At 40.2% G+C, this 12,933-nt stretch carries 7 protein-coding genes; 6 read left to right on the top strand and 1 reads right to left on the bottom strand.

Going from position 1 to position 12,933, the window contains the following annotated elements; translation table 11 throughout:
• Positions 1–13: 13 nt before the first annotated feature.
• Together VS868_RS00780 and VS868_RS00775 are read left to right on the top strand one after the other, a co-directional pair.
• A complete protein-coding gene (locus VS868_RS00780; protein ID WP_266068972.1) occupies positions 14–739 on the top strand; it encodes an NUDIX domain-containing protein in 726 nt (241 codons plus the stop codon).
• An 82-nt stretch (positions 740–821) separates the two neighbouring features.
• A complete protein-coding gene (locus VS868_RS00775) occupies positions 822–3,194 on the top strand; it encodes a glycoside hydrolase family 2 TIM barrel-domain containing protein (RefSeq protein ID WP_345598869.1) in 2,373 nt (790 codons plus the stop codon).
• Positions 3,195–3,356: 162 nt separating this feature from the next.
• Here the strand turns inward: VS868_RS00775 and VS868_RS00770 are convergent, their stop codons facing one another.
• A complete protein-coding gene (locus tag VS868_RS00770; protein ID WP_345598868.1) occupies positions 3,357–6,056 on the bottom strand; it encodes a glycoside hydrolase family 20 zincin-like fold domain-containing protein in 2,700 nt (899 codons plus the stop codon).
• Positions 6,057–6,519: 463 nt separating this feature from the next.
• Between VS868_RS00770 and VS868_RS00765 the strand changes: the two genes are divergently transcribed.
• The 4 genes from VS868_RS00765 (at position 6,520) to VS868_RS00750 (ending at position 12,758) form a co-directional block, all read left to right on the top strand.
• Complete coding sequence (locus VS868_RS00765) at positions 6,520–7,659, top strand: sialidase family protein (RefSeq protein ID WP_345598867.1); 1,140 nt, start codon at positions 6,520–6,522, stop codon at positions 7,657–7,659.
• Between the two features lie 52 nt (positions 7,660–7,711).
• Positions 7,712–9,373, top strand: coding sequence for a beta-N-acetylhexosaminidase (locus tag VS868_RS00760; protein WP_345598866.1), 1,662 nt, complete (start codon positions 7,712–7,714; stop codon positions 9,371–9,373).
• A 95-nt stretch (positions 9,374–9,468) separates the two neighbouring features.
• Positions 9,469–10,995, top strand: coding sequence for a sialate O-acetylesterase (locus tag VS868_RS00755; protein ID WP_345598865.1), 1,527 nt, complete (start codon positions 9,469–9,471; stop codon positions 10,993–10,995).
• A gap of 284 nt (positions 10,996–11,279) precedes the next feature.
• The gene (locus VS868_RS00750; protein WP_266068966.1) at positions 11,280–12,758 is read left to right on the top strand and encodes a Gfo/Idh/MocA family oxidoreductase; all 1,479 of its coding nucleotides are present in this window, start codon (positions 11,280–11,282) and stop codon (positions 12,756–12,758) included.
• Positions 12,759–12,933 lie beyond the last annotated feature (175 nt).

The raw sequence follows: 12,933 nt of genomic DNA, 5'->3' as shown, positions 1-12,933 counted from the left end.
AATATCACTGTTAATGTACGAAGAAAAAGAGGGGCTGCCGGCTGTCACGAGAAAGTTCTATGAGCAAAGCGAGAAGATGTTGGTGGCGACAGATTGTATCATCTTTGGGTTTGACGCCGGAAGTTTAAAGCTGTTGTTGTTTAAAAGAAGGGTTTCGCCTTTAGAAGGGCAGTGGTCGCTCATTGGAAGTTTTGTGAAGCTTGATGAAGACGTTTCGGCTGCTGCCGAAAGGGTGCTCGAGGAGATCACAGGACTCAAAGAGGTCTACATGGAAGAGCTGAAGGTGTATGGCGCTGTAGACAGAGATCCCGGCTACAGGTGTATCTCGGTAGGGCAATATGCCCTCATCAGGCTCAATGAATACGATAAAGAGCTGGTAAAAGAACATGGAGCGGTGTGGCATGATGTGAACGATCTACCTCCTTTGGTGCTCGATCATGAACAAATGGTTGCCGACGCTCTTGAAAAACTCAAAAATAAAGCCCGGTACCAACCATTGGGGTTTGAATTACTTTCCGAAAAATTTACAATCCCGCAGCTTCAGAGTGTTTACGAGGCTATTTTTCAAAGGGAGCTCGATACCCGCAACTTCCGCAAAAAAGTTTTCTCTCATAATGTGCTTGTAAAACTTGATGAAAAAGATAAATCTTCCTCAAAACGCGGTGCATTTCTCTATAAATTTGACCACAAACGCTACAGCGACCTCATAAAAGGCGGAAGCGACTTCGGCGTGCTATAGGAAATTCTTCAGAAGAAATTTTTTCTAAAAAGTCTTTTTAATTTCAAAAATAATGGTAATATTTACATTTATAAACTGCTGTATGAAACAACAGTTAAAAGCTATCATTTTAGTCTGTTTATCCCTTACTTTTTTTGGTTGCGAGTCCCTACCTCCTTCCAAAAAAGTAGGGGCACAGCAGAAGCTTCCCCGACAGGTCATCAACTTTAACAACAACTGGAAATTTTACCGCGAAGATCCTTCAGGTTTAACAGAAAGACCTGTAGAAGAAGTGGTTTTGCCTCATTCTGTAAAGATCGAGCCTTTGGTGGTGAATGACCAGTGGCAGGGAAAATCGCTTTACAGCAAAGATTTTCCTGTTGAAAAGGTCAAAAATGAGAAGTGGTTTTTCCATTTTGAAGGCATAATGCAGGAGGCGCGCGTGAGCATCAACGATTCTCTGGTAAAGACGCACAAAGGCGGTTATCTTCCTTTTACTGTCGACGCAACGCCTTTTTTGAAGAATAATTCCCAAAACATCATACAGGTAGAGGTCATTAATGTTGATGACGCCACCATTCCTCCCGGAAAACCGCTGGCCGATCTCGATTTTAACCTTTATGGCGGCATTTATCGCAATGTGCAGCTCATAAAGACCAATCTGGTACATATTTCAGATCCCGTTTATGCAAAAGAGGTGAACGGCGGCGGAATTTTAGTGCATTTCGATAGCGTTTCTTCGGAAAAAGCTTCCGGATTTGTAAAAGTGCATGTTGTCAATGATGCTGAAGCTGAAAAAGAACTGAAAGTGCGTGCCATTTTTACTTCGGAAGAAGGCGTGAAAATGACATTTTTGACACCTTATAAAAAACTGGCTTCCGGCGGGGATGAACATTTTACCGCTGAAGTTTCCGTAGAAAATCCGAAGCTTTGGAGCCCTTCTCATCCGAATTTATACGAACTGGAAGTTGAAGTTCTGGAAGGCGAAGAAGTTATAGACCGGCAGGCCATCACCACCGGGATTAGGAAGATCGAACTTACAGGAAACGCATTTTATCTCAACGGCCAGGAATTGTTCATTAATGGCACCAACCGCCACCAGGAATATCCTTACGTTGGTTACGCCATTTCTAATGAAGCCAATTATCGCGATGCCTACAAAATTAAACAGGCAGGTTTCAACTTCGTGCGGCTTTCACATTATCCACATGCCACGGCTTTTTTGAAAGCCTGTGATGAGCTGGGTTTGCTGGTGATGAATGCCATTCCCGGCTGGCAATTTTATGAAGAAGGGGAATTTGTGGAAAATGCGCTACAGGATGTAAAGGATATGGTTTGTCGCGATCGCAATCATCCCAGCGTCATTTTTTGGGAAAATTCTTTGAATGAATCGGGAATGACTGAAGCATTTATGGTGGAAGCCAATGAAATCCTTAAAGCCGAACTGCCTTATGACAATACTTTTAGTGCCGGCTGGATAGATCATCCGGCTTATGACCTGTTTATTCCGGCGCGGCAACATGCGCAGCCTCCGACTTATTGGAATGACTATAACAAACCGAATCGCCCCATTTTAATCGCTGAATATGGGGACTGGGAATATTACGCCCAGAATGCCGGTTTTAACCAGAAGGCTTTTGGCGATCTTAAGGAAGAGGAGCGAACAAGCAGGCAATTAAGATCTGCCGGTGAAAAAAGGCTTTTACAGCAGGCATTGAATTTTCAGGAAGCTACGAATTCTAACTTAAAGGGCGAACAAACTATAGGAATGTCCAACTGGCTCATGTTCGATTATAACCGCGGATATGCCAATGATCTTGAAGCTTCAGGGATTTCAGATATTTTCAGGATCCCAAAATTCAGTTACTACTTTTATAAGAGTCAGAAGCCGCCATATCAGGGGAATTTTTCAGAACCTATGGTGTATATCGCCAACTACTGGCAGCCTAATTCCGCCCCAGATATCACTGTATACAGCAATGCTGAAGAAGTGGCTTTATACCTGAACGGCGAACTTATTGAGAAAAAGAAACCGAAACGCACGTCCTTTTCAGATGAATTGTGGTATCCGCCGTACACTTTTTCCATTCCTGAATTTGTTCCGGGGGAATTAAAAGCAGTTGGATTCATTGACGGGAAAGAAGTCGCCACACATTTGGTACGCACGCCGGTCGAGGTGTCAAAAATGGCACTTTCGGTAGATATTTCGGGAAAGGAGATTGCACGGGAGACTTCAGATGTAGTTTTTGTCTATGCCAAACTCCTGGATGAAAACGGAACCCTGGTTCACAACGCCAGTTTGCCGGTGACTTTTGAGATCACTTCCGGAGAAAATGCTGAACTCATTGGCGAAAATCCCGTAAAAGCCGAAGCAGGTATTGCAACTATCCTTTTAAGAACAAAAGAATTCAAGGCTCCTGTAACCATTGAAGCTACAGCAGAGGGTATACCTGTTAGCAAAATTAAGGTCGAGTAAGTGAGCCTCATTTTTTTATGATCTAATCTCAGAATAGTTCATTTTTTTCTGCTGAAGGACTCAGCAGATGGAAGATATACCTGTAACAATAAATCAGGCTGTCATAAAATCTAGAATCATTTCCCATGAATTTCAAGACAGCTGATTTATTGATTTTCTTAATTATTTAACCACAATCTCATCTATAAAGATGAAGCCTGGTTTACCGGCTCCTGTATGCCATTCAGGTAACATTCCCCGGGAATTTATTTTTACTTTGAGAAATCTTGTCTTCAGTTTTAAAGGCCCAGAAGAAAACTCCAGAATTATTAAACCCTGATCTTTTTCATCTACAGGACTATTTGCCTGAGCGACTTTTTGGTAGATTTTTCCGTCTTTAGATGCGTAAAATTCTACATTTTTTGGCAGCATAATCCATGAAATTAAACGCTGATAAAAGTCGGCTGAAATTTCATTTACTTCAGTTGGGGCACCCAAATCAAGTACCACTTCTACATCCTGGCCGGCATAACCCTGCCAGCGGCCATCTGCAAAATTTTCGGAACCTTTGAGTCCGTCGGTTAAGCCAGCTGGACCTCCGGCTGTATAGGCAGGGTTGGCGGTGCTGTAACTGCCCTTTATTTTTGGAGTAATACCCAGCGCTTTATGAACATTGAAGAATCTTGAAGAGATTTCTCCGGCTTTACCATCATTATATCCTCTTGCCTGTACCAGGGTGTTAGAATTTATACTCAGATTTCCATTATATACGGGGGAGTCTTTCGTGGGTTCACTGCCATCAAGACTGTAGTACAATTTAGTTTGAGGGAAGAGGCTGTTCAATTCTATTTTCATTTCACCAGGTTGAATGGCCTGCCCCGCTTTTATAAAAACATGAGTTTCTAAGTCTAATAAATCCTGCGCCTGTGCATCGTATTTTTTCAGGTTTTCATCGAGCCAGTAAGCTCTGTTTTCCTCTTGCCAGGACTGTACATATGCTATTTTTAGCAGGTGAAGTTCGTCTAGTAATTCCTCCCTTTTTTGTTTTATTAGCTTAAGGTTAACCCCTTCTTTGTTGTTATAAAGTTTCTGTAATTCTAATATAAAAAGGTTCTTTTTGGCAGTGTAAGCGGCACGTTGTGCTGCCAAAGCTGCAACCCTAACTGCTGTTTTATTGGTATTTACCTGCCGGGTTTTTTCCTGCAGTTCAAGCATTAACTTATTCGCTTCTTTGAGCATCTTCTGGTTCGCAGCCGCAATTGATGCTGTTTCTTCTTCGGGATAAAACTCGTAAATACTGCTCCAGGTAGAGGCATTAGCCATACTTGAAAACACGGAGATTTCTCTTAGCTGTGCAAATTTATTAAGGCTTTTCATTACACTTGACTTCCCGGTGACCCCAAAGAAGAATTGATCTACTCCCTTGTCAAATATTTCACGCCGGTTCTGTCTTTCCCGGCTGGCCTGCTCTTCTTCCTGGCTGGAAATAGGGTTCCAAGACATTTCTGCTCCCCAAATCATTCCGTGCCAGTTAGCATTAAACAAGGTTTCGCCATCATCATCCCAGGCTGTATTTATCATTCCCATGGCACCATATTCTTTTCCGTCGCGCACGTAGTTAGCGATGTTTTTAACCGCGACATCCAGGTTGGGATAGATCTCGCTCCAGCTTCTCACGCCTGGAGCTACCATGAAATCAAAACCTGACTCATCAAAAGGTACAATAGCCTCATCAAAACTGTCTCGCGGATCATAGCCCCAGGAGAGGATAATGAGATCTTTTGGGAGCTGTTCAATAATTTCCTGATGGTTTACCGCAATGTCTCCCCACATCATAGTGCGTTTACCGTACTTTTTCAAAATCCAGTCCAGTTTATTAATATGCATAGCATAAACGGCTTCCATTCCTAAAGAATCAACCAAATCTTTTGCTTTCCCTGAACCCAGTCCGTCTGTTTCATCGGCTCCTATATTGAAAAAAGGATGTTCATAGGCTTGGGCAGCATCGCCTAAGTAGGTTTCAAGAAACTTGTAAGTTGCAGGACTACCCGGATTTAAATTCCATTTATTGTCGGCAATATTATCGTAAAAGGGAATTTTCAGGATTTCTTCCATATGTCCGAATGCCTGTTGATTGCCTATAATGGAGACATGATATGGAGCGGCAAATTTCTCTAATTCAGTAATTTCTGCAGGGGTAAAGGCATCAGGAGGTGCGATATCGGCAAATTTTTCATTGCGAAGGGTGTGCTCGGTGTACAGGTTTATAAAATTCAGTTTATATTCTGAAAGCGTTTTAATTACATACTTTACATAATCTAAAGTAGGGATGGGACCCCGGCTAATATCATCCATCCAGCCTCGATATTCAAGGGCAGGCCAATCTATAATTTCGGTTTCAAAAAGGGCATTTTCTTCTGATGTTTTGAGAAGTTGTTTCAGAGTTTGAACCCCATAGAAAAGCCCCTGAGAGGTATTGGCAATTATGCGGATTTTATCATCTATTTTGAGCCAGTAGCCCTGTGGGCCGATCTTCTGAAGAACTTCGGATGAAGGAAGTAAATTTTTTGGAATAGAAACAGCCCCTTCACTTGCAGAATAGAGAATAATATCAGCTTTTTTGGCTGTTTTTACAGTCGATAATTTTGCCTGTGCTTTTTCTGAAAATACTTTTTTTAATTGTTCTAATGTAAAATTATTATGAGCCGTTTCATTAGTCCAGACCCTGGAATTATTAAGATTAAAACTATGGCTGGTTTTTTGGTTTATTTTCTGAGGTTTCGGAATTAAAACCGTCTCTTGAGCCAAAACCTGTTGTGATATTAAAACAAGTAAAAAGAATATTGCTCCCTGACTAAAAATAAACCTGGTTCTCTCCTTCATGAAGTGAAGGTTGTAAGTGGAAAGTAATCTGCTATGGTTCATTCGCGATGTAGACTATAAATGAAATTCAAAAATTGGCTGAGGGTGTTGTTTGGTATTTGGAGATACTTTAGGCTATTATTTTGTTTTATAAGTTTTGAAAACCTTGCTAAACTGTTAATCAAGTCCTTCTGAGTCTTTATATTTTTTACGACTTCCTTCAGTTTTTGCACTAGAAGAAATTCACTAAAACTTTTGTTTAAATGTTTAATAAAGATAATAGTTTCTATCTATAAGTAATTCGAAAGTTAAAATAAAAAGGATACAAAAGAAATTGTTTTCAAATTTAACGGAATTTTTGAGTTAAATGCTATCTTTGAGTTTCTGAAGGTTATCTCAGGCAAAATTTTCAGGTTTTAGTTGCATCTCCACAAGAAAGATGCTTATCATGAATTTTATACCCTACATATATAAATCATCTACAATGAAAAAGCCCCTTCTTATTTTGACTTTTGCTGCTCTTAGTGCCTGCAATTCGTTCAATTCCTCTAAAACATCCAAGCCGTCACAAGAAAATATATCTAAGGAATTGGAATTTCACAATCTTTTTAGTGCAGAAAACAATCCGGATATTTCCTGTTATCGTATTCCGGCATTGGTGACAGCTCCAAATGGAGATTTAATTGCCGCTATTGATGAACGGGTTCCTTCCTGTGCAGACCTTCGTGGTAGCGGGAATATTAATATTGTGCAGCGTAGAAGTTTCGATAACGGTAAAACCTGGACCACTAAAGAAACCGTCATAGATTTTCCCGAAGGCCGGTCAGCTTCAGACCCTTCAATGATTGTCGATGAACAAACCGGGGAGGTTTTCCTGTTCTACAATTATATGGACCTGGATAAAGAAAAGGATGTGTACTACTTGCATGTTATGAAAAGTAGCGACAATGGGAAAACCTGGACCAGCCCCAAAGATATCACTGCTCAGATCTCCAAAGAAGAATGGCACAACGATTTTAAGTTTATTACTTCGGGCAGGGGTATTCAAACTTCAGAAGGAAGGTTATTGCACACTCTTGTAAGATTAAAAGAAGGCGTTTATTTATTTGCCAGCGACGATCATGGAGACACCTGGTTCCTTATCGACTCTCCTGTAACACCGGCCGATGAGTCTAAAGTAATACAGCTAAGTAATGGAGATTATATGATCAACTCCCGTGTGAATACAGGGGAAGGTCACCGTTATGTACATATTTCGGAAGATAAAGGAAAAACTTGGAATATAAAAACCGAAGAAATCCTTGTGGATCCTGGAAACAATGCCAGTATTCTCCGTTATACTTCTGTTGAGGATGGAGACGATAAAAACAGGCTTTTATTTTCCAATTCCAACGATGCAAAAGCTCGTAAGAATTTAACGGTTAGAATTAGTTATGATGAAGGTGAAACCTGGAGTGAAGGGAAAACTATTTATACAGGTGGTGCGGCATATTCGTCGATGACAATACTTGAAAATGGTGAAATAGGAGTCTTTTTTGAAAAAGATGATTATAAAGAGAACTCTTTTACCAGCTTTTCTTTGGAATGGCTGACTAATGGTGAAGACAGTATTAACAAAGAATAAATTATTATAGAATTCAATTTTTGCCGATTAAATCGTTTCTAAATTTATTGATATGAAAAATATTTTACCATTTCTACTTTTACTAATTATGATAAGCTCTTGTGAAACAGGGAAATCATACACGGAGTATAAAGACGTTGAAAATACTCCTGAAGACTATGCCATAATACCACTTCCTGTTAATATGAACACCGCGAAGGGCAGGTTTTTAGTAGATGACAACACACACATTGTTACAGAAGATACACTATCTAAAGAGGCTGCTTTCCTGGATGAGATGCTTTCTACAGCTTCAGGATTTAAGATAGAAACTACAACTTCTACAGAAAAAAATGATCATGTCATTGTTCTCAAACTTGATTCTGAAATTCAGGAAGAAGAAGGTTACAGGCTGAAGGTTAGCTATGATCAAATAGAAATTTCCGGAAAAACACCACAAGGGGTTTTTTATGGAATTCAGTCTTTACGCTTGTTGATGCCTCCATCAGCTGAAGTAGAACAAGTTGAAAGTTTGACTATCCCCGCTGTAGAAATAGAAGATGCTCCTCAATTCTCTTATCGCGGGATGCACCTGGATGTGGGTCGTCACATCTTCCCGGTAGAATTTATAAAAAAGTATGTCGATTTACTCGCGCTACATAAAATGAACCGTTTTCACTGGCATTTAACCGAAGATCAGGGCTGGCGTATTGAGATTAAAAAATATCCGAAACTTACTGAAATAGGTTCGGTAAGAAAAGGAACTATGGTTGAAAAGAACTGGGATGAAAATGACGGAAAAGAATATGGAGGTTTTTACACCCAGGAAGAGATGAAAGAAATAGTGGCTTACGCTGCAGCCAGGCACATTACGATAATTCCAGAAATTGAAATGCCCGGCCATGCTACAGCTGCTTTAGCTGCATACCCGGAGTTAGGGAATGGTACAGGACCTTATGAAGTGGAAACTAAATGGGGTGTTTTTCCTACAATTTTTGCTCCTAAAGAAGAAACTTTTGAGTTCCTGGAAGATGTGCTTACAGAGGTGATGGAGTTGTTCCCGAGTGAATATATACATATTGGGGGAGATGAAGCTCCTAAAAAGGAGTGGGAAGAGAGTGCACAGGCACAGGCGGTGATCAAACGTGAAGGTTTGAAGGATGAACATGAATTACAGAGTTATTTTATACAACGAATCGAAAAGTTTCTTAATGAAAACGGTCGGCAAATTATAGGTTGGGACGAGATCCTTGAAGGTGGTTTGGCACCTAATGCCACAGTAATGTCCTGGAGAGGTTCTAAAGGTGGTATTGAGGCGGCTAAACAGGGTCATGATGTAGTAATGACCCCTAACGATCACCTGTATTTTGATTATTATCAGTCCAAAAATGAAGATGAACCCCTGGGAATAGGTGGTTTTGTGCCTGTTGAAAAAGTTTATTCTTTCAACCCTGTGCCAGAAGAACTCTCAGAAGAGGAAGCAAAGCATATTTTAGGAGCTCAGGCTAATTTGTGGACAGAATATATAAAAACAACCGATCATGTAGAATACATGGTTTTACCCCGGCTCACAGCTTTATCTGAAGTGAACTGGACACCCTCTGCGAAAAAAGACTGGGAAGGTTTCCTGTCAAGACTGGAGGTAATGAAAGAGCGTTATGAGGCGCTTGATTATAACTATGCAACTCATGTATTTGAAGAGGAGCAAAATTTAACAGAAGGTAAACAACAATAACCCTACACTTATTTGATGTGAGTCTAAAAACTCCTGTTCATCGAAATTTTTAACTTTCAATGAACAGGAGTTTTTTTATAATATCCTGAGGCTATATGATGATCAAGAATAAATTTTTATTTCAAAAATGGTACACGATATTGACATTTTTGGCTCTCCATTTAACTGGGTATTCCCAGGTTACCATGCCCTATTTCTTTTCAGATAATATGGTGTTACAACGAGACATGCCCATTGTAATATGGGGGGAATACCTCCCTGGAGAAATTGTACAGGTCAAATTTTCTTCAGAAGTGAAAGAAGTAGAGACCAGTGCCGATTCATCCTGGCAGGTCTCTTTTTCAGCCTTGCCGGGCAATGCCGTCCCCCTGGTTTTATCGGTTTACACCAAAACCGATTCTTTGGAGTATTCGAATATTCTCATTGGAGATGTGTGGCTGTTAGCGGGGCAGTCAAATATGGAATGGTCGCTGGGGCAGGAGATGCATTATGAAACCGAAAAGGAACAGCTCGCTGGTTCTGCACTTCGCTTTTATAATCCACAATATGTTGGTAAAGGTATTTATGGTGAAAAATACTCTGAAGAAGATCTTGAAAAACTGCATCCTGCCGGTTTTTTTAGGGGTAGCTGGGAGGAGAGTGCACTGCCGCAGGTGGCGAAATTAAGTGCTGTAGGCTATTACTTCGGAAAAGAAATACTTCAACATGAAAACATTCCGGTAGGCCTCATAAATCTAGCTGTTGGTGGTGCTCCAATCGAAGCCTTCATTTCCGAAGAAACGCTTTTAAAAGACCGAAAGTTTCGAAATAAAATTTCTGGGAATTGGCTCGAAAATGACGAATTACCCGTTTGGGTTAGAGAAAGAGGAGAGCAAAATGTTGGAGGAGTTGCTTTGTATAGTAACCAAACAGGGGCCAATCACGCTTACAAACCGGGATTTATCTATGAATCTGGAGTCAAGCCTATTGTAAATATGCCCATAAAAGGCGTTTTATGGTATCAGGGAGAAAGTAATGCTCAGGAGTTACCACGAGTTTTAGAGTACCCCCAATTACAGAAATTACTGATTAAAAGTTATCGGGAAAAATGGCATCAAAACTCCCTGCCTTTTTATTGGGTACAGCTTTCTTCTATAGATACTACCAATTATAAGTCGCAGTATTGGCCACTGTTTCGCAATCTGCAACGGCTTCTGTTACAGGAAATAAAACATGCTGGCATGGCGGTAAGTAGTGATGTGGGTAACAAAAATGATGTACATCCACGCAACAAAAAAGTGATAGGTGAAAGGTTGGCGCGGTGGGCATTGCGCAATGATTATAACAAGAATATTGAAGTTTCTGGTCCTTTACCTATAGGGGCGTCCTATTCTCAGGGGAAAGTGATCATCAATTTTGCACACACCGCAGGAGGCTTAAAAACGCCAGGGGAAGAAGCCGTTCAAGGTTTTTCTTTAAACGGAAAACATCCTGTACCGGGTATAATCGACGGGACCAGCATTATTATAAAAACCTCTCAAAAGCCTGAAATGATATACTATGGCTGGCTTCCCTATTCTTCAGGAAACCTTATGAACAGTGAGCAGTTGCCGGCTTCCACTTTTCAAATTGGAGTAGATTAAACAGCAAGCGTAAATAGAGACTCCTAAAATGTCATTTTTGACACCTTACAAAATGGACTAATAGAATGTATTAAAACTTTAAAGCCTTCAGGGAATAAAATTGATTTTTAAGTTTTAAATAAGATAACGAAATTTTTATTCTTTTAATTTTCTTACTAAAATGAAATTTTAACTTTCATTATCGAATATTTTAATACTTTTTTATATTTTTGAGAATCAGGTTTCATCATTAATTAACCATTCTTCAGCAAAGAAAAAATCAACAATAAATAAAAATATCTATTATGAGTGCAGATCGCAGATCGTTTTTAAGAAATATGGCCCTTGGATCGGGCGCTATTGCTACCGGGGCATTTTTAAAATCCTGTGCCAGCGAGGAGAAATTATCGCAAATTAAAGCTGCTGCAAGCAGGCGGCCGGCTATGAATTTTAATATGTCGGGTTATGCTGCACCTGCACTTGATACTGTTCGGATAGGGATTGTGGGGATTGGAGATCGTGGGGCAGGGGCTGTAGAGAGAATGACTTTTATTGAAGGTGTAGAAATTACAGCGCTTTGTGATACCCGGCAGGCTGCTGTTGATGGAGGACAGGAAATACTGAAGAAAGCCGGATTACCAAAAGCAGCTGAATACGTAAATGGTGAAAAGGGGTATATAGAGATGTGCCAAAGTGATAATATTGACCTGGTGTATATTGTTACTTCCTGGGAATGGCACATACCCATTGCTCTTGAAGCTATGGAAAACGGTAAGCATACGGCTGTTGAAGTTTCTACTGCACGTACCCTGGAGGAATGCTGGCAAATTGTTGAAACTTCTGAAAGAACCCGCAAACATTGTGTGATTCTTGAAAATTGCTGCTATGACTTTTTTGAGTTAATGACCCTTAACATGGCAAGGCAGGGTGTTTTTGGAGATCTTGTACATGGGGAAGGGGCGTATATCCACGATCTTGATTACTGGCACTTTAACCGGCCTCAGGATGATAAAATGACCGATGGTGCTTATGATAATTACTGGCGACTCAAGGAAAATAAACGTCATGCCAACGTATATCCTACTCATGGTTTAGGTCCAATTTGTCAGGCTATGGATATTAATAGAGGAGATAAGATGGACTTTCTTACCTCTATAATGAGTGACGATTTTACCCTGAGCAAAAGAATTGAAGAAGAAGCTGAAAAAAACCCCGATTTAAAACAATTTGTGGGAGCCAATATGAGGGGAAATATGGACATCCAGCTTATCAAAACTAATAAGGGTCGTACCATCATGATTCAGCATGATATTAGTTCACCCCGACCTTATTCCCGTATTCATATGTTAAGCGGTACCAAGTGTTTCGCCCAAAAATGGCCTTTACAGCACATTGCTTTTGGTCATGAGATCGCCGATGCAGATAAAATGAAAGAACTTGAAGAGAAATATACTCCCGAAATTGTACGTAAAGTTGGAGAAATGGCTAAAAAAGTTGGCGGCCATGGGGGGATGGATTTTATGATGGACTGGAGGTTGATTGACTGTCTTAGAAATGGACTTCCCATGGATATGGATGTTTATGATGCCGCTGCCTGGAGTAGTATAACTTCATTGAGTGAATGGTCTATTGCCAATAAATCTAATTCTATTGAAGTACCAGATTTTACTCGTGGGGCCTGGAAAACTAACAAACCTGTGAATTTAACTTTAGAAGGCGGAGGTACTACCGGAGTAAGAAATTTAGATAGAAAAGCAAACAGCAAGCAATTATCTGTTGAATAGGAGCTGTTAAGTTTCCTAAATTTTAAATGAAAGTCTTTCTGTAACCAGATGTGTTTTTACCTCCTTAGTATGTACTTTCGTGTATCCCTTGTAATAGTTCCTGTCCTGGTACAGGACAGGAACTTTATAAGAAGTGCATCCTAATTTTATATTTATTTTGGTTGTTGGTTTGTGG

The organism is Salinimicrobium sp. 3283s (assembly GCF_039602225.1).
GTDB lineage: Bacteria > Bacteroidota > Bacteroidia > Flavobacteriales > Flavobacteriaceae > Salinimicrobium > Salinimicrobium profundisediminis.
This window is presented reverse-complemented; position numbering and strand designations above follow the sequence as displayed.

Coding starts and splice junctions, on each gene's coding strand:
- VS868_RS00760 (WP_345598866.1), top strand. CDS start 7,712: ATGAAAAATATTTTACCATTTCTACTTTTACTAATTATGATAAGCTCT.
- VS868_RS00775 (WP_345598869.1), top strand. CDS start 822: ATGAAACAACAGTTAAAAGCTATCATTTTAGTCTGTTTATCCCTTACT.
- VS868_RS00770 (WP_345598868.1), bottom strand. CDS start 6,056: ATGAAGGAGAGAACCAGGTTTATTTTTAGTCAGGGAGCAATATTCTTT.
- VS868_RS00750 (WP_266068966.1), top strand. CDS start 11,280: ATGAGTGCAGATCGCAGATCGTTTTTAAGAAATATGGCCCTTGGATCG.
- VS868_RS00755 (WP_345598865.1), top strand. CDS start 9,469: ATGATGATCAAGAATAAATTTTTATTTCAAAAATGGTACACGATATTG.
- VS868_RS00780 (WP_266068972.1), top strand. CDS start 14: ATGTACGAAGAAAAAGAGGGGCTGCCGGCTGTCACGAGAAAGTTCTAT.
- VS868_RS00765 (WP_345598867.1), top strand. CDS start 6,520: ATGAAAAAGCCCCTTCTTATTTTGACTTTTGCTGCTCTTAGTGCCTGC.